The organism is Butyrivibrio sp. AE2032 (genome assembly GCF_000702965.1).
The window spans coordinates 909494-931181 of the sequence record NZ_JNLF01000003.1; the positions used below are offsets into that span (position 1 = coordinate 909494).

Annotated in this window: 24 protein-coding genes; 6 read left to right on the top strand and 18 right to left on the bottom strand. The window is 41.7% G+C overall.

The window, feature by feature from the left end:
- Positions 1–139: 139 nt before the first annotated feature.
- The 10 genes from BO18_RS06010 to BO18_RS06050 form a co-directional block, all read right to left on the bottom strand.
- Positions 140–1705 carry a transglutaminase domain-containing protein gene (locus tag BO18_RS06010; protein ID WP_034444505.1) on the bottom strand — a complete coding sequence of 522 codons (1566 nt, stop codon included), beginning with the start codon at positions 1703–1705 and terminating at the stop codon, positions 140–142.
- A 316-nt stretch (positions 1706–2021) separates the two neighbouring features.
- Positions 2022–2981: a hypothetical protein gene (locus tag BO18_RS06015; protein WP_081860932.1), complete on the bottom strand. Its 960-nt coding sequence runs from the start codon at positions 2979–2981 to the stop codon at positions 2022–2024.
- Between the two features lie 201 nt (positions 2982–3182).
- Positions 3183–3497: a hypothetical protein gene (locus BO18_RS06020; protein WP_034444507.1), complete on the bottom strand. Its 315-nt coding sequence runs from the start codon at positions 3495–3497 to the stop codon at positions 3183–3185.
- 14 nt (positions 3498–3511) lie between these two features.
- Positions 3512–4846, bottom strand: a complete 1335-nt coding sequence (locus tag BO18_RS36270) for an AlkZ-related protein (RefSeq protein WP_066738216.1) — start codon at positions 4844–4846, stop codon at positions 3512–3514.
- A gap of 15 nt (positions 4847–4861) precedes the next feature.
- Positions 4862–5263, bottom strand: coding sequence for a (deoxy)nucleoside triphosphate pyrophosphohydrolase (locus tag BO18_RS06030; RefSeq protein ID WP_034444509.1), 402 nt, complete (start codon positions 5261–5263; stop codon positions 4862–4864).
- A gap of 501 nt (positions 5264–5764) precedes the next feature.
- Positions 5765–5944: a hypothetical protein gene (locus BO18_RS06035; protein WP_034444512.1), complete on the bottom strand. Its 180-nt coding sequence runs from the start codon at positions 5942–5944 to the stop codon at positions 5765–5767.
- 645 nt (positions 5945–6589) lie between these two features.
- Positions 6590–6994: a KilA-N domain-containing protein gene (locus tag BO18_RS06040; RefSeq protein ID WP_081860933.1), complete on the bottom strand. Its 405-nt coding sequence runs from the start codon at positions 6992–6994 to the stop codon at positions 6590–6592.
- Between the two features lie 30 nt (positions 6995–7024).
- The gene (locus BO18_RS34770; RefSeq protein ID WP_185752353.1) at positions 7025–7198 is read right to left on the bottom strand and encodes a hypothetical protein; all 174 of its coding nucleotides are present in this window, start codon (positions 7196–7198) and stop codon (positions 7025–7027) included.
- Positions 7199–7651: a hypothetical protein gene (locus tag BO18_RS06045; protein ID WP_034444516.1), complete on the bottom strand. Its 453-nt coding sequence runs from the start codon at positions 7649–7651 to the stop codon at positions 7199–7201.
- 273 nt (positions 7652–7924) lie between these two features.
- A complete protein-coding gene (locus tag BO18_RS06050; protein WP_034444519.1) occupies positions 7925–8362 on the bottom strand; it encodes a hypothetical protein in 438 nt (145 codons plus the stop codon).
- Between the two features lie 64 nt (positions 8363–8426).
- Here BO18_RS06050 and BO18_RS06055 point away from each other — a divergent pair, with 64 nt between their 5' ends.
- Complete coding sequence (locus BO18_RS06055; protein ID WP_034444522.1) at positions 8427–9203, top strand: hypothetical protein; 777 nt, start codon at positions 8427–8429, stop codon at positions 9201–9203.
- A 6-nt stretch (positions 9204–9209) separates the two neighbouring features.
- Here BO18_RS06055 and tnpA read toward each other — a convergent pair whose 3' ends face one another.
- The gene (gene tnpA, locus BO18_RS06060; RefSeq protein WP_051688535.1) at positions 9210–9707 is read right to left on the bottom strand and encodes an IS200/IS605 family transposase; all 498 of its coding nucleotides are present in this window, start codon (positions 9705–9707) and stop codon (positions 9210–9212) included.
- Positions 9708–9802: 95 nt separating this feature from the next.
- Between tnpA and BO18_RS06065 the strand changes: the two genes are divergently transcribed.
- Both BO18_RS06065 and BO18_RS06070 read left to right on the top strand, forming a co-directional pair.
- Positions 9803–11206 carry an RNA-guided endonuclease InsQ/TnpB family protein gene (locus tag BO18_RS06065; RefSeq protein WP_081860934.1) on the top strand — a complete coding sequence of 468 codons (1404 nt, stop codon included), beginning with the start codon at positions 9803–9805 and terminating at the stop codon, positions 11204–11206.
- A gap of 44 nt (positions 11207–11250) precedes the next feature.
- Positions 11251–11427 carry a hypothetical protein gene (locus BO18_RS06070; protein WP_185752354.1) on the top strand — a complete coding sequence of 59 codons (177 nt, stop codon included), beginning with the start codon at positions 11251–11253 and terminating at the stop codon, positions 11425–11427.
- 42 nt (positions 11428–11469) lie between these two features.
- On the opposite strand, the gene BO18_RS06075 is transcribed toward BO18_RS06070, so the two are convergent.
- The 5 genes from BO18_RS06075 to BO18_RS06095 are packed head-to-tail and all read right to left on the bottom strand — an operon-like array spanning position 11470 to position 14327.
- Positions 11470–12258 (bottom strand): SDR family oxidoreductase, encoded by a 789-nt coding sequence (locus BO18_RS06075; protein ID WP_051688537.1) that lies wholly within the window; start codon positions 12256–12258, stop codon positions 11470–11472.
- A gap of 24 nt (positions 12259–12282) precedes the next feature.
- Positions 12283–13062 carry a J domain-containing protein gene (locus BO18_RS32480; RefSeq protein ID WP_051688538.1) on the bottom strand — a complete coding sequence of 260 codons (780 nt, stop codon included), beginning with the start codon at positions 13060–13062 and terminating at the stop codon, positions 12283–12285.
- Positions 13059–13739, bottom strand: a complete 681-nt coding sequence (locus BO18_RS06085) for a hypothetical protein (protein ID WP_034444528.1) — start codon at positions 13737–13739, stop codon at positions 13059–13061. Before BO18_RS06085 ends, BO18_RS32480 begins: the two co-directional genes overlap by 4 nt.
- A gap of 12 nt (positions 13740–13751) precedes the next feature.
- On the bottom strand, positions 13752–13994 hold the full coding sequence (locus BO18_RS06090) for a hypothetical protein (RefSeq protein WP_034444530.1): 243 nt from the start codon (positions 13992–13994) through the stop codon (positions 13752–13754).
- On the bottom strand, positions 13995–14327 hold the full coding sequence (locus BO18_RS06095) for a winged helix-turn-helix transcriptional regulator (RefSeq protein ID WP_026511085.1): 333 nt from the start codon (positions 14325–14327) through the stop codon (positions 13995–13997).
- A gap of 104 nt (positions 14328–14431) precedes the next feature.
- Between BO18_RS06095 and BO18_RS06100 the strand changes: the two genes are divergently transcribed.
- From BO18_RS06100 to BO18_RS06110, 3 genes are read left to right on the top strand one after another with little or no spacing between them, the layout of a single operon-like run.
- Positions 14432–14638: a 4Fe-4S binding protein gene (locus BO18_RS06100; RefSeq protein WP_034444535.1), complete on the top strand. Its 207-nt coding sequence runs from the start codon at positions 14432–14434 to the stop codon at positions 14636–14638.
- Positions 14631–15221, top strand: a complete 591-nt coding sequence (locus BO18_RS06105) for a 4Fe-4S binding protein (RefSeq protein ID WP_034444537.1) — start codon at positions 14631–14633, stop codon at positions 15219–15221. Before BO18_RS06100 ends, BO18_RS06105 begins: the two co-directional genes overlap by 8 nt.
- On the top strand, positions 15218–15610 hold the full coding sequence (locus BO18_RS06110) for a C-GCAxxG-C-C family protein (RefSeq protein WP_034444539.1): 393 nt from the start codon (positions 15218–15220) through the stop codon (positions 15608–15610). Before BO18_RS06105 ends, BO18_RS06110 begins: the two co-directional genes overlap by 4 nt.
- Positions 15611–15711: 101 nt before the next feature.
- Here the strand turns inward: BO18_RS06110 and BO18_RS06115 are convergent, their stop codons facing one another.
- Positions 15712–16440, bottom strand: a complete 729-nt coding sequence (locus BO18_RS06115; RefSeq protein WP_034444541.1) for a MerR family transcriptional regulator — start codon at positions 16438–16440, stop codon at positions 15712–15714.
- A 161-nt stretch (positions 16441–16601) separates the two neighbouring features.
- On the bottom strand, positions 16602–21662 hold the full coding sequence (locus tag BO18_RS06120) for a hypothetical protein (protein ID WP_034444543.1): 5061 nt from the start codon (positions 21660–21662) through the stop codon (positions 16602–16604).
- Positions 21663–21688: the final 26 nt, after the last annotated feature.

The following is a 21688-nucleotide window of genomic DNA, read 5'->3' on the forward strand; positions in this document are numbered from 1 at the left end:
TACAACAGCAAAGGTTACGAAACGTAACCGCCTGGTTTCGTCCCGTAACCCAATAACCTATGCTTTACTTATGAAAAATTGTAATTATTTCAGTCGCAGTACTCCGATACGAGGGTAATATTCCTCCTTTAATCAAGCACTACTTAAAATGCACCTGATGATCGATCAGATAATCGCCACTCTCCAAGTGCTTGAAAGACATGGTAAGTTCTACGTTATCTGTGTTGTAATACTGGGAATCACTGTCTTCTCCACCAAATGATCCCTCAAAATTCGCCAGATACCAATCCATAAATATTTCCTGACTTATAGCCAGTCTGAAATTGGAATCCGTACTACCCGACAAGATATCTGATGCAACCACGCCTAAAGCTGCATTCATATAATCATCCATACTGGTTATTACTTCACTATTAGCAAGATCATAGGAACTCAGGTCCACTGGTGGCTTTTCAAGCCCACTATACTTTCCTCCGTTACATGGTGGGAGGTACTTGGACTGATACATTCTTGAATGCATAAGGTTATTCTTGTCGCTAACATTGAAGAAGTCATAGATGATAGGGTTCTGATCATCCCAGGTACAATCCACATTGTAATATCCATCATCAAGCTTGATGATGTTCCATGCATGCAGTTCTCCGCCCCATCCTATGACGAAATATGTCGGTACATTAAGCTGTTGCATAAGATACTGAAATGCCTTCGCATATCCGCAACACACTGTAAAATCATTAGGAACAGAACTATAGGAACTCTGATCCAAAGGATTAAATTGATACGTTATTCTATTTACCAGTTCATCGTGTATGTACTTTTCCTTTTCATAGTCAGAAGAAAGATCTGCTGCCCCAGCCAGAATTTCCTTAGCTGCATTATCAAATTTACTCTTACCTGATTCCACATCGGGAATCTCATCATAAAACTCAATCCCTACCTTTATTACTTTTCCCGCATAGTCATATTCATAGTACTTTCGATTGCTCATCCAAAACAGCTCGGGATGATCATAGAAAACGCAGTCAAAAGCTGCCATCCACTCATTTGGAGTACACTCTTTTATAGGTTTGAATTCATCAATAAGCGCATTACAGTTTGCGTATATCTGCTTATATAAGCTTTTCCCATCCTCTTTGAGCATTTGATAATACGGATAATACAATGGATCAAATTCTGCATCTTCACCAAGCTCACCAAAACCAGTATTATCAACAATGTCCTGCGCTTCATTATCATCTGTGATGTCGTAAACCTCGGGCTCTGGTATCACACAATCACTTTTATCATCAAACTGCCTGAAGTAATCATCATCAAAAAGAGACTCATCTCCCCCTGATTCAACCAGCTTTCTATACGGATCATCCTCCGGGTCATCGGTCACATTTTCCAGCACACCTTCATCAATTACATCATCAAGCTTCCTCTTGTCCTCATATTCCTCAAAAGAAACAGATTTCTCCTCTGGCTCTTCCTCCTCAATAACTTCCTCTGTTTCTTCTGGCAATGAAATCTCTAAAGAAGCCTCTTCTGTGCTTTCTTCCGAAGCTTCTTCCGCTTTATTTTTCTTATTCTCTTCAATGGTGGCAGCTAAATCTTTGAGTGGCTTAGCCAAGCCAGGATTCACGGCACACAGGCCGATAAAAAGACATATCAATATTATCAACGCTAGTATTGCATAAAGAATTTTAGGAAGAATCTTCTTCATCTCACCTTCTCCTCTCATCCATGATTAGAGGTACTGTGTTATATAATTTCTCCCCCAAAATAAAGCAAGACAAATACACATACAACAAAACATTATGGCACTTGGAAATGTTTACACTTTTGAGTGGTCGTCACTTTCTTTGTGCTTGGGTAGATTTCCGCTTAGCAACAATGGCATCTATTTTTTTATTTCATCTCTGCACAACTTTATATTATCCATCCTACCAGCAATTCTAAAATATGCTTCACTTGGAATAACAACCAATCCTAGCAATCTTCAAATCCTCTGAATTTATCTCTAAAAGAATCAATTCCCGCTACCATTTATACTCCTCCAAAAAGCTTTGTAATTCGCCTTCAACACGTTCATCCGCGTTGTCTGACAGGCTCATGGCAAGTGATACCGGATCTACTTCGCCGTTATTTGCAAATAGTCCCGGATCATATTTCCAAAGTTCTACTCTACTCGTCGTAATATCATCCTGCCATCTCGTATCTACCTCTTCAAAGCCGCTCACAATATCGCTGCCTTTAACGACAGCATATACATCCTCGCTTGGTGCAACAAGCATACTATGTCTGCTTAGCATCGTTTCTCCGGCGATGAACAATCCTTCTTCTTTTGTAATCTTTGTATGGACAATCTTCTGCACAGGGTTGATCAGATAATCCTTTGCTACCTCAAATAGCTCACGCCCTCTATAGTTAGGAACCATCCTTATCTCTTTTCCTACTCGTTCTTCTCTGATAAGGTCCATCTGCTTAAGTTGCTCTGAAGCTCTGGTAATTGACATTTTTGTCAATCCAAGATCATCTGCAGCCTGCTTTTTTATGAAAAAGTCATTTCCACTTTTGTATAACAGATAAAGAAAAAGGCATTGCGTTGCTGGCATCATTTTGTCTGTAGACACAATCATTTTTCTTTTTAAGTTATTACTAAGCATTACCCCAAGGAAAGGCAAAAAAATCTGATCCGGTAATGAAATAAACGGAATCTCTTTTGCTATCAACGCATCTCTTTGTACTCTTGTGATGTCATCAAAGCAAAATGCCACATTAAGCCCTGTCTTTTCCATATACTGAGAAAGCTGCTTTTTGAATGCCACAACGCCAAACTTCTCCCGGTCTGACAATTTGACAATCAAAAATGATGCATCTCCCATTACAGCACTATAGAAGACTCTTCCTGATACCATGTATAAAGGTAACCCTTTTAGTTTAATTTGTTCCAAATGACAGTTTATACCAAAGGCGTTTTTTAAAGCATTTTCCAGCATAATATCACCTCGATAACATTTTTCTTTTATAGTAACATTAAATATGTTATCGTTCAATATTTATGTTACTATCCTGCAAATCTCAGTGATATTAACCCCCAAAACAACATCTATGCTTTTTTATTTTAATAGGAAAGTTCAGTCCTGTCATTTAACGTGTGGTTGATAAAATCCATTACAATCCAAAACCCCATTCTGAACTCATCTAACCATACGCTCTACTATTTCTTTAGTCTCATCACTGAATCCATCCAGGTCCTTCATTGAGACAACCTCATAACCCACCAATGACGCCAGATGCATATGGAAATTTGATCTTCTGACATCCTGCAAAAGAACTCCTGGATTCTTCTTGTCTGCCTTAATCTTCTTCTCAAGCTCCCAGAACTTGTCAGATGCAAGCCCATCACCTTTGAGGAACTCAATGTAGTCTTTGATCAGCTTTTCCATGTAGTTCTCCTGCCAATCAGGAAGGTACTTTCTGAAAAGCTTCCAGTCTTTTTCATTTACGTCCATACTACTCAACCCTCTCAAACAAAATGACTTCTATCCTGAATATCCACATCCAGGCCCTCATCATATAGCAGCTTCTCTATATGCGTAGCTGCATAGTCACCAATTCCAAACACTTGCCACTCCCATCTCTTTTGACGGGCAAGAAGAACAAGCAGCCCAACGTTATCAATTCCCATATTTAAAAGGCATTTGATATTATCGGAACTAAGGCCTTTAATACTGCCAAGATCGTCATACACCCGCTTCGACTGTTCATATTTTCCCAAAGTTTCAAATGCTACAGAAAGTCCAACCACTGCTTTCTTATTATTCTTCACAGCTGCCTCATATCCATCTTTGATCCACTGGAAACTAAGATCTCTTTTTAGCCTACGTATTGCAAGGTTACACACCTGTCCTGCTCTTCCGTCAGAAACACCAAGCTTTTTACCAATTTCTTTATAGGTCAGACCCTCTTGGAATCTATATCTTATAACTTCCTGCTCTCTTTCCTTTATCATGGGGATCGCATACTCAAGGCCCATAATCTGGTCATCTGTTGGTTCCTTTTCTAATCCAAGAGCCTTAAAAAGATTCTGCGGATAGTCAGTTTTCTTCTTTTTCGTCTTTACTTCTGTACCAAAAGCTCCGCCGATAAGTCTTTTTATCTGATCTGCGTTTGCTACTGGGTACAACTCCATAATGTGCTGGGCAATTGCCTTCCCTGACACTTCTGGAGTCTCACTGTACCTTGAAGTCACATACTCATACCCCCACAAAGCCTCAGGCTTTGCATAAACAGCTATCGGCCAGCCATAAAGCTCGCCTTTTTTGTTCTTACGCTGTCTGAAATCCTTGACGCAAAGATATGTCTTCATCTGAAGGTCAGTAATAGTCCCATCAAAGCCCTTTTCTCCGCCTTTAGCAAAACCAGCCTTCTGCTTGAGGTCATTAGAATAAAGCTCATCCTCTATCTCAAAACAATCCATTATCTTCTTCTGGCGCCTTGAAGCCTTCTCATCATCCCAGAGCGCATCAAAATCATATCCATCCCTGCGATAATTCACAAAATATGGAAGCCACTCTTTGGATATAAATCCAGCCTTCTTCTCAAAGAACTTGCCATAAGCGACCTCTCCACTCCTGGCAATAAGCTCCCGCCACTCCCATGGGTCCACTTTAGGATTTCCACACCACCAATACTCAACTGCAGTACGCTCCTCAAGTGAAAATCCAGGAATATCATTCTTAAAAAGTGGCAGAAATCCTACTTCATTTATGTAATCAATTGCATCCTGAACTGTATGCAGGCATTCAGGGTCATCCCACTCAACGCCGTACATAATCCAGGTTCCGTTTTCATTTCCCATTGCTCACCTCAAAGCTTATGCCATCCTCTTCTTTATCTCATCTATCAAAGTAATATCCGCCGGAAGCCATTTGACTGAATCAATGGTCTCTACATCAAGCCACTTAGCATCCTCAGCCTCTTTTAGCACCAGATCTCCTGAGATAAGGCTGCACCAATAGCAACGCATGGATAAATGAAATTCCGGATAATCATATTCTATAGTGCTGATATATTCATCAACGCTGATCTTAGAATCAAGTTCTTCCCTGATTTCCCTTACCAGAGCATCTTCAGGGCTCTCTCCGGGTTCAACCTTGCCCCCAGGAAATTCCCACCATCCTTTATAATTCCCATATCCTCTTGCTGTTGCAAAGACTCTTTTATCATCTCCGATCAGCGCAGCCACTACATTTATTATCTTTCTTGAAGTGTCCATATTCTCTAACCATCCGTTCTCAAATCACCTATCTCATTATATGAAAAAAAGGACTTTGGCGCTATATGAGTCGTCAAAGTCCATCTATGGTGAATCCCCTTTTATAAGCGGGTTGATGAAGGGAGGAAAGGCTGACCGTTAATTGCAGTCTGACCATGCTCTGTCCGTTAACTGTCAGTCCCCAACCTGTGGACCTCCATAATTTATTGGCTTTTACATAATTTCAATAATTTAATGCCATCTTTAGAAAAATTTCAATACATTCATGATAAAATAAAACCACTCCATGTAGGAGCGAGAGTCTCCTGCATATCATAAGAAAACGGGTAATCAAACTTGTTGATGGGGAACCGTTTTGATGGTTTTAATTGATGGGAGTGATTGATGGGTAGATATCCAGACTATTTATTGACGTTAGTTCGTTTTAATAAACAAAAAATAGAGCAGACACCCCTTTGGGGGATGCCTGCCCTTTTGCTTTTTGAAAGCCATATTTAGTTTTTAATGGTACTTAATGAATTGCTGTTTTTCTGTCGCTGAAAGCTCTGATATACGTTTGCCTTGTTGTTTTGCGTATTCAATCAATTTGCGCATTTCAAAGCAAACATCAGGGATTTTTGGTTCCTTCATGTCATCAAGAGTTTGGAGATATTTTTCATATTTCGTCATCTGTCCATTCATAATCATATACCTCGCGAATCTTTCTTGCAGCATCATCAAAAATACCTATGTCGAAAATAAGGATCTATGAAAGCGGCTTCTCCTTTTCTCAGTACCGGCGTGGCCTTGAGCCAAGCTTTACAGTTTTGAGACTACTTCCGTTCTATATCATGCCTGTAGAAAACATACTTATTACGTTTTCTGTACAGCAGGATAAAACAGAACTCCTTTTTTGTGAATTGATGATATGACTAGCCATTGGTCATACCAATATCCTTCTTTTTTGCGGTAATTTGCCCCTCGTCGAGGACTCGCATCCATATCTCCAAGAGATATATCAACTCAAACTCACCTGGGTGCCCAAGTGTTAAAAATGGGTATTAATTAACTACCTTTATTATAGCAAATCCCACAAAAATCGCAATTTGTCCCTTTAGTGCATAAAAATAGCTCCAAGGAAATACCCTCCGAGCATATATAGCATCGTCATTAAAAAATACTGTACTAATTAAACACTATGCATATTTTATTCTAAAGACGAATTAGTCATTAGTCAACTCATTAAACGAAACCGGTGTATAGTTGTTTATCATGCATTGTTCCATAGTTTAATCAGGACATGATCCATTTCATCACTATCCGCAAATGGGCGATGATCAAAGCGAATTATGTTACCATAAGATACAATTTAAACTGTGGCGAAATCCATGAGGCAAATTCAAAAGCTATATCTACATGGGCATATGTTCCACCATATTTCCCTGCTTTGGATGTAATTCCAATTGCATTCATTTTTTCAATCCAACGCGTAGGTGTCATCACTAGCCTTCCGCTTTCATTTCTAACCGTATGGAATTCCATACGGTTGAAATTTGGATTATACAAACTTTCCCAAAGAGCAAGAAAATCGATTGTTGAATATGAACTTAACCAATTCGATATTACAACTCTTGATTCTAATGAGTTCTTTGTTTTTGCAATATCGGTTAGACTGATATATGCATCTTCATTGACAACATCTCCATATACCCTTATTTCCGTTCCATTTGCATTTATTATTTTATTCTTCATTTTCCACTCAGCCTCTATCCTCCTTAAATATCATGCTTTACGTCTTCTCCTAGTCCTTCTCTTTCTGAACTCTATTACTTTACCCTCAGCGATAGCAATGTCTCTATCCGACAAAGTAAGCTTCTCAATAATCCCATCCATCATCCTCGTAATAACAAGGTCATACGTACCCTTTTTTTTGTAACCAGCACTTATTATCTTCATTCAATCCCCCATCCAGACTCCATCAGGTCTAAGTCCGGCAAAAGCCAATAGCTGATACAATGGTTTGACTGCGTTGGAAGCTGTCGCATCCCAATAATCCTTGGCTACTTCTGTTTCAGTATCTGCAATATGCTGTATTTTCTCAGCCATGTCCTTAAGCATAGGAATTGATTCTACCCCAGTCCTGCCATATATCCCTCTGATGCCTAAATTTGCATATTTTCCTTCTCTATCCTCACCATAAAACCTGTCATCTCCATCAGCAGCATCATAATAGTACTTAGAATAGTTATATGTAACATTAAGCCATGCTTCTGTAGTAGCTCGAACAGTGAACACTCCCGCGAGCTCGTCATAATCGGCACAGTATGTACCTCCAGTCATAACATGTTTAACCGGTAGCTCTATAGTTTCGCCTGTTGACTTTTCCTTCAAATAAATATCATAACTCATAAATTTTTCACTCCTATTCAAGATCACTTACAAGCTTAACTTCATTTAAATCAACCCACTCAGTTGCTTATATAGCTTGGCTCGTCAAATCTATATTTATTGGCGCCATAATCTTCCATCCAGTTATATATCGCAACTAAATTTACTTCCATAATGCTCAAATCCTCTTTAGCACACATTCGTACTGTATAAAATACCTATGTGGATATGTCCTGTCCAAGTCTCCTTTGTATTATTGGAAAAGAACTTTATTTTTGAAAAAAGCTGTCTTTTTTAAATCATATCCTCACTTACTATTCTCTGGCACTCTCTTAGGAGGCTCATGTTGCTGCAAAGGACAAGGACGTCGCCCCAGCACATTGAGATCTCTTCGGGAAGGTCCTCGATGTCTTCGAATCTTCTTGTGACTGCGAAATCCTCATAGCCTGTTATGTCATTGAAGCCATTTATTTCACGGTCTTCCTGATCAAAGATGTCCTGGAGTTCTTCTGATGATTCTCCGCAGAACACGATGTTTTTACATCCTCTTCTAAGGATCAGGTCTGCAGCCGCTCTGCTCAGGTTATCTTCGATGAATTCATCTGCGACTATGATCACGGTGTGACCTGAAAGATCGTGAAGGTTCTTTTTATTCGCAAAGAATGTTGTTCCAAGAATTCCATATGTAACATTGGAGCATGTTGTCTGTTCCGGATATAAATACATTGTCATGAGCGCCTCCTTTTTCATCTGAGTTGCACGTTTCAAGCCTATTTGGGTGGTTTGGCTTTTTCTGATGATACGATTTTCTCAGATTATGGGGGCTATAAAACGGACAGCAAAAAAGCACGATATTCCTCACTATCTTTACGACGTGAATAACGGCATTGAAAATATGCCAGAAGTAACCGTTCAGAGCAACGTGAATGGAAGTTATTTCACCTATGACAGCTTTGGAGATCAGGAGCTAGCATCTTTTGCTGTGGCAGAAAATACAGGCTCTAAGGACGTGACCAGCGAAGGTGTAAAAGAATATATCAAAAGCTTTGCTGAGGATGAAGGCATGACAGTCAACAATCAGGAGAAGTATTTTCTTGGACTTCCTGAGGGAACGTCAGCCGTATACGATATAGATATTCCGGAGGGCACAACGATTTTCGGTGTACCTGAAGTCCATATTAAACTCACAAGAAATACTCCGGGCGAAGATGGTTACATGATAACCGCCACTCTTTTAGATGTTCGCGAAGATGGTGAACAGTTCGAGGCATACATGACGAAAAAAGAGAAGCACGACTGCCTTCCTGTGCACACCATCATGGAGTACGATTGCGGAGGCAATGTCGGAACATATAATATTGACGAATTTGTAAAAAGTCTTACGCCAGCCAAGCTTTTCTCCTATGGATGGACAGATCTTTTCAATCCCGGCTGCGGACCTGATTCGAAGGAATACACCAGGCAGGAAGGACTCGAGACAGGAAAAGAGTACGACTACACCTTCTACATGCTTCCTACGGTTTATAAATATCGTGCGAGAAAACCCCTTCCGATGAAATCGGTTGTGGGATGAATCGCACTAGTTTTTCTTTTTGTATTTCCCCGTCTTAATGTATTTGCGTTTGTGTTCTTCTGTGCGTTGATCTTCAATGTATTTCTTAACAGTATCAAGCGAAACACTTCCGGTAGTGGCACAAAAGTAACTTGCGCTCCAGAAGGGGGAATCTCCCCAAAGGTATTTCTCTACGTGTGATCTATATGTATTCCTTACTTCCTTGGATAATTGTGATTTTAATGAGTTGATGAGCTTCACAGGAGCAACATCAGGTGGCATTGAGATGAGCAGATGCATGTGATCGACATCTGTCTCTGCAGAAATGAGCTCGCTGTTCATGCGCCCGCAGAGGTAAGCGGCGTAATTCTTCATGAAATCACCAATCTCATCTGTGATCACTTTCTTTCTGTATTTTGTCACAAAGATCACATGGTATGTGAGTTTGTATACGGAATGTGAGCCCCTTCTGTAGTCATCAAGGTTTTCTGATCTTGTTACTGATTTTGCTGCTGATTTCTGCATATATTTTTCTCTATCCAAAAAGAACAAATGTTTGTGCGGTTCCGAAATATGTGCTATAATACTAACTATAGAATACTAATAAGGAATTTACAACCGTGTACAGAACAAAGCAATACAGGATAAACCAAAACCACATACTCTATGACTATTTCAGGGATATCTGCAGATCATCAGCCGTTCTGTACAACAGGGCAAATTTCATCTTAAGGCAGTATTCGTCATCGGTCGATTCAATGGCCATGTTCAAGCCTCTTTTTCCAAATCAGATGGTGGTTTACAAGCTCGTAAGGGGTAGTCTCTTTGGAACCAAATATCTTGGTGACAGCAAATGGCTCTCATATAATGCCCTTGATCATCTGCTAAAGGTAACAAGGGATAAGGCATACTATGCCCTTCCGGCCCAGGCTAATCAGCAGATATTGAAACTTCTTCTCAGAGACTATAAGTCTTTCTTTGAAGCTGTAAAAGTATATGGCAGGAATCCTGGGGCCTTCACGGGTCGTCCCAGGATGCCGGGGTATATGCCTTCCGGTTCATTCAAGACAGCTGTCCTTACGAACCAGATATGCAGGATCAAGGATGGGTATCTAAAGTTTCCGGGGACAAAGGATAGGCTGTCTCTTGGCCAGCTCCCGGAAGAAGTGTGCCTTAAGGAAGTCCGTATAAAGCCCGGTGGAAACAGCTTTGTTCTGGATGTAGTTCTTTCAGTGCCTGACAAAGGGATAACCCCCATGGCTGATAAGGATATCCTCGCTGACCTTTCGGCTGTAGAGGATCTGAAAAATCTGAGGGTGATGGCTATAGATCCTGGAACAGACAATATCGCCGCTGTTGTAAACACTTTTGGTGCAAGACCATTTGTGATAAAGGGAGGTGTGATCAAGTCAATCAACCAGCTTTACAACAAAGAGATGAAAAGACTCTCTTCCTGTGCCATGACATGCAACAAGAGGTACAGGACAAGGAAGATGAAAGCTCTTACTGAAAAGAGGAACAGAAGGATAAAAGATCAGTTCCATAAGGTGAGCAGACATCTGGTAGACTATGCAAGGGATAACCGTGTAGACATAGTGGTGATGGGACATAACACATACCAGAAACAGGAAATAGGTATAGGACATGTCAATAACCAGAACTTTGTGCAGATACCAATGCTGATATTTGCAGACATGCTCAGATACAAACTTGCTGAATATGGTATAAGGTTTGTCCTTACAGAAGAAAGCTACACATCAAAGGCAGATTTTTTAGCAAAAGATGGTATTCCCGTGTATAAAAAGAACAGCTCAGAAGACTACTTTTTTTCAGGAAAGCGGATAAAGAGAGGCCTGTACAAGCACTACGATGGTACAATAACAAATGCAGACATAAATGGAGCTGCAAACATCTTAAGAAAAGTATTCCCAAAGGTAAGCCAATGGGATAGGGGCATAGTGGACATGCCCTGTTCTGCAGGGTGCGTAGAGCATCCTGCAGGTTCATGCCGCCATGCGGCATAACAGAAACCCTTTCCGACGTGGAGTCGGTGGGGGTAGTTCATACGGTGGAAGAAGGTCATAAGTTAAAACTCGAGCTGACCACCTGGAATCCTTACAGGAAAACCATTAATGATAATAGTGACTATGATGCCAGTCTTGCTGATAAGCTTCCTGATACCTATTATTCCTTTACGATCAATAATTCGTCTATAGATGTCAGGCTTCCGATTCTGGATAGATAGGTCTTGCCAAGGTTTCGTGGTCCACATCGATAAATGCTTTTTTCAAAGCAATCTCCCGCTGTCTCTGGCGCAGGAGAGGAGGCCTTTTGATACTTCGCTGAAGGTAACGCCAAATTGGCGGGCTTTGGAGCAGTTCATCCAGAGGTTGTGGAGGGGAGGGATTTCTTCGATGGTCAGGTCAAGGGAAAGGGCTTTGGCGAATTCACTTGTTACTTCATACATGCTCTTTGTTGTTTCGCTGCCGAAGTTGTAGGCTCCGCCGGGTAAGGTTATCACCTTGTCCATGTTTTGGGCTACTTCTTTTACGTAGGTTAGTCCTCGATAGTTCTTTTTACTAAAGCGCACTATCCCCTGGGCGCTTAGCATGTTTGTGTAGTAATTTGATCTTGTGGTGTCGAAGTCGTACATCCACTCGGCCCGGAGCATTACTGCGTCAGGGGTTATGTCCAGGACTCTTTGCTCCATTTCCATTTTGTGTCTGGCGTAGGTATTGGCAGGATTTGCATCCTCTTCTGTATATGGGCCATCGTCTTCTACCCCGGTATAGACCTGGTCGGAGCTGAAGCACACAAGCTTCCTGCCTTTTGCAGCCCTGGCAAGAAAAACGGGAAGCTGTACATTCGCAATATATGATGCTTCCGGATCAGCTTCGCAGGTTCTGATATCAGAGATCGCAGCCGAATGAATGATGGTGTCAGCGCCGCTCTCCTCAACGATACGTCTCACCTGATCTTCGGACGCATTTCTTAGCGAAGGCGCTGCTACAGTACCTTCGCACATCTCCATTATCTTTTTTCCTACAAATCCTGTTGCACCTGTTACTAGGATCATTTCTATACTCCTCTGGTAATTTCTCTAATGCAATAGCTCTTTTATCCGATCTGCGTTTGAGGATGGCGTGTCGGTAAGGTCTTTGGGGATGGTCAGCTCAATGCTGACGTGGGTGCGGTCTTTGATCCTACGGGTGTGCTCAACTTTGGTTATGGTTGTGTGGGCATTGACCTTGGGGTTTTCAAGAAGCGGAAGCACCACGTAGTAGAGTTCGTCCTCGTCAAAAGAAATCTGATCGTCCTTCATGAATCCTTTGAAAGTGAAGGTTTCGGTGGTTTCGTCTTCGCTGAGTTTTTTACCAAGTTTCCTGGCTGCATCAGCCGGAAGGATGTACTCCTGCATCATGAGGTGGAATATGTCTTTTACCTTATCAGGCGCCTGAATGGACTCATGGTCTGTGATCAGCTCTTTGCAAGCTTCGAGAACGCTCTTTGTGAAAAGAGGAAACTCCTCCATGTCAGGATCCCAGACAAATCTGCCTCTGGCCATCTTGGAAGGTGGAAGGGCTTCGTCGTAGATCTTGAACTGGAAGAAGATGTTCCGCTCTGAGAAAGCTCTTTTGTTCTCAAAGGCATCCCAAGTAAACTCGTAAGGTTCAAAGTAAGGCTCACCCTCAGATTCCCTGATCTTCTTGTATGCCTCGATGACCTGGCGGATCTTTTCATCGTCTTCAGGAGCTCTTTCCCTGGTTGGATCAGAGTCCGGATGGTACAAAATGAGAAGCTTTTTGTATTTTGCTTTTATTTCCCGGTCGTCATCCTGTTTGGACGCGCCGAGGATCTTGTAGGCTTCTTTAAGTGTCATGAGCTGAACCCACTAATTCTTTTGCCAACCTCTTCATCTGCAGTAAGATCATAAACCATCCTGTAACAGTCAAGTGCCTGATCTTTGTCGCCAGCATTCTCCGCCTCTTCTGCAGCCTTGTACAAAAGAGCAAGCGTCACAGGATTGGCTTCTGTAGGAATTTCGTTATCCTTAAGAAGCTTCTGGATCTGATTCAGATCTTTTTTTGCAATCTTCTTACCAATAGCCTTCCCCAGGAATTCCAGTTCCGCATCAGCCTGCTGAGAATCCTCGAAGTATTTGCTGTAGAGATAACATGCAGCTGAGACTTCCGGTTGGTACTTCTCCAGGTAATACCAGCCAAGGTTTCTGTAGTAAGCCGCGAGCTCTGCTCTGGTGCAGCAATAATTGTATGACTCAGTAGTGTATGAATACTCGCCTTCAGCATCCCCAAGCTGTTTACAGCACAGGATGATTCCAAGAATCACTTCCATATCCACAGGATTCTCAAGATGTGCGGCAAGCCACTCCTGCTGAGCGCCAGAATAATTGCCGGAAAGAAGCATCTCTTTTGACTTCTCCTTATGTGGTGTAAGCGTATCCTCATCAGATATCTCATATTCATCATCGCCCAGACAGTAGTATTCATATAAAAAGACTTCTGAAATATGCCTAAGGCAAACTTTTAGTTTACTCATTGTGTTTCTCTTTTAACCTCTTCTTAAGAAACTCGTAGCGGAGTCTCTTTTCCTCTTTTCCAAAATGCACCTCACGGAACTGTTCGGGATTATCAGTGTAGTCCAACTTCTCATAGCCTTATCATCAGCAGATATCAAATCTATGAAAGCATCCATCAATTTAGATTTACCGCTTCTTCTTACCCCGGTTATTACTTTTATGTCCGGAACATCCTTTACCGATAAAAGTTTATTTAGATCTTTGTAGATGATCATCTACAAATTCTCCTCTCCCCATTTTTTCAGCTGCAGCAAGATCGGTATCATACTTTTGGCTTTATCGGTCAGTGTGTATTCAACACGTACAGGCATCTCATCATATTGAGTCCTGTTTATAAGGCCGTCACCCTCTAATTCTTTAAGAGACTGAGCCAGCATCGTATTGGTGATTCCAAATACTGCGCGGCGCAGATCTCCATATCTTGCCACTTCATTGTTGTCTATTACGCAGAGGATCATAATCTTCCACTTTCCTCCAACAATGTTTAACACTTTCTTTAATCCACAGCCTTCTCCTGCGATTTCATCGCATAATGGTTCTTTTTTCATAGTCAGTTTTTCCTTACCAGGTCAATAAAAATTGCGTACTTGATAAGTTTATTGTACCACGTATAATTAGCCTGTCGAACGGAAAAATTGAGAGGAATCTGCACATGGTTAAGAAAAAAGCAAATGTGAATGTTGAAAGGTGTGTTGCCTGCGGTGTATGTGCTCTGCAATGTCCAAGGCAGGCAATATCTATCCACAAAGGCTGCTATGCAGTAATTGAAGAAAGTTTATGCGTAGGATGCGGATTATGTGAAAAGGCATGTCCTGCAAGCGTTATTGAGTTGAAAGAGAGGATATCAGTCAATGACTAACAAGAAAAAACACTGGTACAGCTATTTGTGGATCTGGAGCATCATTTACTTTTCGCTTGGATTCTTTAATATACTCTTTGCTTGGCTTGGGCTTATTGATTTCATATTGCCGCTTATATTTGCTATCACTGGAAGCAACAAATGGTTCTGCAACAATATGTGCGGAAGGGGACAACTGTTCTGGATACTCGGAAGAAAGGCTGGATGTTCCAGAAAAAAACCTGCTCCCAAATGGTTATCGTCCAAATGGTTCAGGTATGGATTTTTAACATTTTTCATGACGATGTTTGGCACAATGATATTTCAGACCTATCAGGTCTTTGCAGGTGCAGGCACATTGCGTAAAACCATCAAACTATTCTGGACTTTCATGCTGCCATGGAAATGGGCATATTCCGGTAGTATTTTCCCGGACTGGGTAGCTCAATTTGGTTTTGGTTTTTACAGCCTTATGCTCACATCCACTTTGATAGGGCTGATCGTGATGGTACTATATAGAGAAAGGACTTGGTGTACATTTTGCCCCATGGGAACAATGACACAAGGTATCTGTAAGATAAAAGAAAAAGGAGCTTCAAAATGACTATAGAAAAAAGAGCTGATATTGCAGCAAATTTGAAAGCTACAGGCCAGTGCAACTGCACACAGTCTGTGCTTAAAGTTTTTGAAGATAAGATTAATATCGCCCCGGAAGAACTCTCCAAGCTTTCTGCCGGATTCGCAGCAGGAATGGGCTGTATGGAGAGTACATGCGGTGCTCTTATCGGAGCAGTCATGGTTGCCGGTATGATCACGGATGGAAAGGGCACTCCCAGGTATTCCAAGGAGCTGGTTAGTAAATTCAATGATAAGTGCGGCGCAACTATCTGCAAAGATTTAAAGGGAATCACCACTGGCAAGGTTCTTTGCGAATGTCCTGATTGTGTAAGAAATGCAGTTCTCTCTCTTGGAGAGGTAATAGATTCGATATGATCAGTTTATTAAAGCCATTCCTATATCCTTTTTCAAATAATAAAAAAAGCCATCTGACAGTTTTATCCGCCAGATGACTTCAAAATCGTGTTTTGTTGTGATCATTTTCCGCAATAGATCTTAATTGCCTGGAAGATAAACTCTGAAGTTCCTTCACCGCCCATCTTTTCAATATTCTGGGTCAACTCTCCGCCACCTACATAGCCTGTTCCAAGGCCATAGAGAATATCATCAGTGCATGTGTACATATTCTCCGTAATGAAATCCTGTACTTTCTTTACCTGAGCCTGAACCTCTTCGGATGCTGGATCCATTTCCTTCATAGTACCAAACTCTTCAAAAAGTTTGGTAAAATCAGCCATCAGTCCGCTTTCATATTCTTTTGTCCAGTTCTTGCTTTTTTCGGCATATTCTTTATAAGCAGGAGTATCTCCCCACTGTTCTTTAGCCTTTTTTGCGTATTCATCAAGCTTACTTGTATCAAATGCTGAAAAATTCAATTTCCTCACTCCTCTCACTTTAATGTATTTGCACATGTTCAGCAGATTCTCAATGTGCTCCTTCTTAAGTTCCAGAAGTTCTATCTGCTGTTCCAATGCTTTTGTCTTGTCAAAGTCAGATCTGTTAACTATTTCCTTTATGTCTTTTAGCGGAAATTCCAGCTCCCTGAACAGTAAAATCTGCTGCAACTTTTCCAGAGCTGCATCGTCATACAGCCTGTAGTCAGAATCGGTGTACTTCGCCGGCTTTAAGAGTCCGATCTCGTCGTAATAATGCAGTGTGCGTATACTCACTCCCGTCATTTTACTTACTTCATTTACTGTCATCATGGCTTTCATCTCCTTCACGTGTATCTATACCATAAACCATAACGTTACGTGAGGGTCAATACTTTTTGCAAAAAAAGCCACCTGACGGTATTTATCCGCCAGGTGGCTCTCGAATTCATTTATGTTTAGACCAATTCAAGTCTGTCTCTCACAACATTTCCTTACTCCACAGGCTCGATACTTACAGAAAGTCTTCCGCCATCGTAGCTTTCGTTTCCGTCAGGATCCACAGCAAATATGATCTCGTCACCCTTTTTCACTTCATATTCCTGATAAAAATCTTTTTTGATCTCTGAGCTGAAATTGCCCTGCGTATCTCCGCCAATCCAAAGCTTCTCATCCCCGTTAAGGAATATTCTCATACAGGTTCCGTTGGCATCAGGATCTTCGCTGTTAGGAAACTTCACATATTCTCCGCTGATCCTGATACTTCCATCGTTTGCTGCGATCCAGAGATAAGCTGCATTTCTGCCATTTCCCGGCTCTACAAAGTCCCTTTTAAGCTCAGGTTTTCCGCTATTATAGTATCTTTCATTATCAGAATCATAAGAAAGCTCTGTAAAATTCTTGCCGTTCCAGTCGCACATTCCGTAGTGCCAGCCATCTGAGCCCTGTTCGCCGAAAGCGCCAGCAATACTTGTGCTATTGCTCCTGCCTTCGCTATCAGAACCATCTTCTCCGGGATTCAAAGGGTCTTCACCGGGTTCGGGCTTATCTCCATTTTCCTCATCATCTGAGTTCTTGTCAGCATCTTTGATAACTACAGAAAGTCTTCCGCCATCGTAGCTGTCGTTTCCGTCAGGATCCACGGCAAACATTACGATGTCACCTTCGTGAACAATATACTCTTCATCGAATGTTATCTCTTTTTCAGAATCAAAGTTGCCCTGGGTAATTCCACCAAACCACTTCTTTTCTTCGCCGTTTACGAAAATTCTCATGCAAATGCCGTTGGCATCAGGGTCTTCATTATTGGCAAACTTGGTGTAGCTTCCGCAAACCTTTATTTTACCTGTATTAGCTGCTTCCCATCTGTATGCAGCGTTTCTGCCATTTCCGGGCTCTACAAAATCCCTTTTCAGCTCAGGTTTTCCGTTATTATAGTATCTTTCATTATCAGGATCATAGGAAAGCTCTTCAAAGTTCTTTCCATCCCAGTCGCACATTCCATAGGTCCAGCCATCTGTGCCCTGCTCACCAAATGATTCAAAGAGATTAGTGTTGTTAGTCCGCAGTTCCTCACCTTCAGCCTTCTCTTTTGCCGCATAAACACTCACAGACAATCTACCTGCGTCATAGGCTATATTATTCTTTCCGTCAATAACAAATGAAAGCTTATCACCTCTCCTGACGTCAAGCTGAGTAAACATGAAGTCTGCCTTGTTATCATTGCCATCTCCCTGCAAAGCCGCTATATCTTTTTCCTCAAGAAGCTCTTCATTTAAGAACACCTTAAGTCCCACACCATCCGGATAATCAGGATTTGCGTCAGTCTGCCCGAATTTGGTATAGTCGCCAAGCACATCGATTTTTCCATCTTCGTACACTACCCATTGATATATTGCTGCCTTCTTCTCTCCGGGATGAACAAAGTCTTTCTTCATTTCGAGATTCTTATTGGAAGGAGAAATAAAAGCAGTCTTATCCTCATTAGCATATACAAGGACTTTTGCACTGTTTAAGTCTTTTCCTTCAAGGAACCACCATCCGTCCTTACCCTGCTCGAATGATTCAAGATTACCGAGTACAGTGTTGTTGGTCCTGACTTCATCGCCTACTGAAACCTTGATTCCTTCAGAATCAGCAATATCAATTTCAAGCCTTCCTCCGTCCCAGGCATTATTCCTGTTGCAGCCTATGTCAAAAGTAAGGATGTCTCCCTTCTTAACCTGCAGTTTTTCGATGTTTACAGCTCTTGCATTATCGTTTCCTTCACCTTTCGAGCAGTTGCAAACAGTGTTATACAGTCTGGAGTTATTCTTGAAGATCTCGATAGTTACGCCGTCAGGCCAGTCTGCATTTGAATCTTCATGGCCAAACTTCACATACTGACCGGTTATATCTATTTCTCCGTCAACTGCCACAACCCATTTGTACATTGCATCGGCATTAAGCCTTGGCTGCACAAAGTCCTTCTTCACTTCGAGGCCGCTTAATTTTCTTGAAACAAACCCTGTTCCATCAGCAGTCTTCTTTGACAAAACCTCTGCTTTGTCTATTCTTCTGCCTTCAAGATAGTACCAGCCATTACTGCCCTGCTCCCCAAAATCATAAGAAAGATTTGCATAGTTCTTCCCGCTGTTATTGACCATCTTCATGGTCCTAAGCTCTGCATCTTCGATCACAAAAGTGAAGTTTCCGCCGTCATAAGCGGTATTTGCCTTTCCATCTACCAAAAGAGTAATGCTATCTCCGGCACGTACATCAACATCCTCTACTGACAGATCCTTCGTGATCTTCTCATCGGTAAGTGGCGCGAAATCCTCTTTTTTCAGGACTTCACTGTTCTTGAAAAGATACACTGTCACGCCGTCCGGCCAATCCGGATTTTTATCTTCATTAAGAAGTTTTGTATAGGATGCCATTATGTCGATCTTGCCGTTTTCAGCTGCGACCCACTTCACATTTGCAGATCTTCCCTTGTTAGCAGGCATGATGTAATCACGTTTTATCTCTATTCCGTCAAGAGTCGTGTATTTCTCGCCATTTTCTTCAAGTCGCTCAACGTTCACAGCAAAGTATGGGTCCTGATAGTATCCTGACTGGAAGCACCAGCCGTTTTCTCCCTGCTTTCCGAAATCATCCTGGAGTGATGCATTGTTTGAACGGCCTTTATCCCAATTTATAACGTCTCTCTCTGTCTGTCCCGTAAGCGCAGACAATCCCTTTATGGAAAACTCATAAAGACCTGCATCATAGGCATTGTTTTCCTTACAATTGATGACCATTGATATATAGTCATCCTTGGCAACATCAAGTCCTGCAACATCAAGTCTTTTGGTAACTTCATTGAGTTCAGCATCAAAATCCTGCTGAACTAAAACTGTGCCGTTATGATACAGTGTCACCCTTGTTCCATCCGGCCAATCCGGATTTTTATCCTCGTTCTTAAGTTTAGTATATGAAGCATCAATCCTGATCGTTCCATTCTGGGCTACTTTCCACTTGATAACTGCAGACTTGCCCTTTCCGGGATTCACAAAATCTCTTTTTATCTCCAGATCGCGTGAATCAAAATACCGCTCTTCTTCAGGGCTGTATTTTCGCATATTGTAGGCGACGAACGGAGCATCTCCTATGCTTTCCTGGTAGAACCAGCCATTTTTTCCCTGCTCACCAAAATCATATTTAACATCAGCAAAGTTCTGCCTTGTCTCGCATTCGTTGATCGATATATCATTTTCTGTGGTAACATCGGTGAGGTCAAAAACGGAAAACTCGTATTTTCCCGCGTCATAGGCGTTGTTTTCCTTACAATTGATGACCATGGAAATATAGTCATCCTTATTTACTTTTAAGGACTCAACATCCATGCGCTTAGATATTTCCTGCTTGGTGTCTGGAGCAAATTCCTCCTGTGCAAGAACAGTATTGTTATGATAAAGTGTTACCCTTGTTCCGTCCGGCCAGCTTGGATTCTTATCCTCGTTCTTAACCTTGGTATAGGAAGTATTAAGCCTGATTGTTCCTGTTTTTGCGACCTTCCATTTGATCACAGCAGATTTTCCTTTTCCGGGATTTACAAAATCGCTCTTTATCTCCAGGTAGCTGCTGTCAAAATATCTGTGCTCCTTTTCGTCAAAGATGCGCATATTGCATACATCATTTGGGTCATCTCCATAACCTTCCTGATAGAACCAGCCGTTTTCTCCCTGTTTGCCAAAGTCATATTTAACGTCTGCGTAGTTTTCTCTTGTATCATCTCCGGCAATAACAACGTCTTTTTCGGTTGTGGCGCCGGTCCTGTCAAGGATTGCAATTTCGAACGCGCCGCCATCGTAAGACGCATTTCCTCCTGCATCAACCACAAAGTATAACCTGTCCGACGTGCTTACGCTTACATTCTTTTCCCTGAAAGAAATCTCATTCTTGCCCTTCTTTGGTGCTGCAACTTTTTGGGAAAAGAGCTTTTCTCTGTTCCTGTAGACATAGACAGTTACACCATCCGGCCAGTCAGGATTTCCGTCGTTTTGCTCAAACTTGGTGTAAGTTCCTCTTATTTCAACGGCACCATCGACCGCAGGCTGCCAGCACAGCATCGCCTCATCATTTATTGATGGATGAATAAAGAACTGGCTGATTGAAAGATTTGGAGATGTTGAATTCATGTACTCTCCGTTCTTTTCTGTTGATACAAGTTTTGCATCAGCGATGCTTTTTCCGCACATATAAGTCCAGCCATTATTTCCCTGGTGGCCGAAATCATCAATGGAATAAGCATTATTATCAATTCTGTCTGTATCCTTTTTCGCTGTAGGACCGCCGGCATTTACATCGGAAATGGCAACATATAATGAACCACCGTCGTAAGCGTTGTTCATGTTCGGATCCACAACAAAGTACAGGCTTTCCAGCTCATCGACATGTATATCTTTTAAGGACTCTTCTACAACTTCTTCCTTGTCTGTCTTTGCATCGACCTTGTATCTTCCGATAGGTTCATCACCCTTGTAAACATACAGTGTTACTCCATCAGGATACATGGGATTTTTATCATTATTTACGTTTTTGACATATGCAAGGTCAATATTTATATCTCCGCCCTTTGCAGCTCGCCACTCCAGTATTGATGCGACTTCCTCCGCGGTATGAATAAAATTGGACTTTATCTCTAATCCCTTTTGTCCGGGCTGAAAGTATCTCTCTCCATCATAAGATTCAAGTCTCTTAGACCTTGCCGGGTCCTGTGATGATCCATATCTGTAAAACCATCCGTTATTTCCCTGCTCTCCAAAATCTGCAACGTTAAAAGCATTATTGGTGCGGTTTTCATCATCAACAAATTCCGGTTCGATATAGTCATGCGAAATAAAAGATGAAGGCCATGAACTCGCAAGCGCAACAATCTCATCCTCGATTGTTACTATAGCTGACTGCTGAAGCGCTTCTTTAGTTACGCATGCCGCAATTCCTGTGCAGGTTACAACGATCGCGAGCATTCCCCCGAGTGCAACTTTATATTTTGATGCAACTGCCACTACTTTTTTCAAATCTAACCCCATAACATTCCACTCCTATAAACGATATC

Coding starts and splice junctions, on each gene's coding strand:
- BO18_RS06010 (WP_034444505.1), bottom strand. CDS start 1,705: ATGAAGAAGATTCTTCCTAAAATTCTTTATGCAATACTAGCGTTGATA.
- BO18_RS06015 (WP_081860932.1), bottom strand. CDS start 2,981: ATGCTGGAAAATGCTTTAAAAAACGCCTTTGGTATAAACTGTCATTTG.
- BO18_RS06020 (WP_034444507.1), bottom strand. CDS start 3,497: ATGGACGTAAATGAAAAAGACTGGAAGCTTTTCAGAAAGTACCTTCCT.
- BO18_RS36270 (WP_066738216.1), bottom strand. CDS start 4,846: ATGGGAAATGAAAACGGAACCTGGATTATGTACGGCGTTGAGTGGGAT.
- BO18_RS06030 (WP_034444509.1), bottom strand. CDS start 5,263: ATGGACACTTCAAGAAAGATAATAAATGTAGTGGCTGCGCTGATCGGA.
- BO18_RS06035 (WP_034444512.1), bottom strand. CDS start 5,944: ATGAATGGACAGATGACGAAATATGAAAAATATCTCCAAACTCTTGAT.
- BO18_RS06040 (WP_081860933.1), bottom strand. CDS start 6,994: ATGAAGAATAAAATAATAAATGCAAATGGAACGGAAATAAGGGTATAT.
- BO18_RS34770 (WP_185752353.1), bottom strand. CDS start 7,198: ATGAAGATAATAAGTGCTGGTTACAAAAAAAAGGGTACGTATGACCTT.
- BO18_RS06045 (WP_034444516.1), bottom strand. CDS start 7,651: ATGAGTTATGATATTTATTTGAAGGAAAAGTCAACAGGCGAAACTATA.
- BO18_RS06050 (WP_034444519.1), bottom strand. CDS start 8,362: ATGACAATGTATTTATATCCGGAACAGACAACATGCTCCAATGTTACA.
- BO18_RS06055 (WP_034444522.1), top strand. CDS start 8,427: ATGATACGATTTTCTCAGATTATGGGGGCTATAAAACGGACAGCAAAA.
- tnpA (WP_051688535.1), bottom strand. CDS start 9,707: ATGCAGAAATCAGCAGCAAAATCAGTAACAAGATCAGAAAACCTTGAT.
- BO18_RS06075 (WP_051688537.1), bottom strand. CDS start 12,258: ATGATCCTAGTAACAGGTGCAACAGGATTTGTAGGAAAAAAGATAATG.
- BO18_RS32480 (WP_051688538.1), bottom strand. CDS start 13,062: ATGACACTTAAAGAAGCCTACAAGATCCTCGGCGCGTCCAAACAGGAT.
- BO18_RS06085 (WP_034444528.1), bottom strand. CDS start 13,739: ATGAGTAAACTAAAAGTTTGCCTTAGGCATATTTCAGAAGTCTTTTTA.
- BO18_RS06090 (WP_034444530.1), bottom strand. CDS start 13,994: ATGATCATCTACAAAGATCTAAATAAACTTTTATCGGTAAAGGATGTT.
- BO18_RS06095 (WP_026511085.1), bottom strand. CDS start 14,327: ATGAAAAAAGAACCATTATGCGATGAAATCGCAGGAGAAGGCTGTGGA.
- BO18_RS06100 (WP_034444535.1), top strand. CDS start 14,432: ATGGTTAAGAAAAAAGCAAATGTGAATGTTGAAAGGTGTGTTGCCTGC.
- BO18_RS06105 (WP_034444537.1), top strand. CDS start 14,631: ATGACTAACAAGAAAAAACACTGGTACAGCTATTTGTGGATCTGGAGC.
- BO18_RS06110 (WP_034444539.1), top strand. CDS start 15,218: ATGACTATAGAAAAAAGAGCTGATATTGCAGCAAATTTGAAAGCTACA.
- BO18_RS06115 (WP_034444541.1), bottom strand. CDS start 16,440: ATGATGACAGTAAATGAAGTAAGTAAAATGACGGGAGTGAGTATACGC.
- BO18_RS06120 (WP_034444543.1), bottom strand. CDS start 21,662: ATGGGGTTAGATTTGAAAAAAGTAGTGGCAGTTGCATCAAAATATAAA.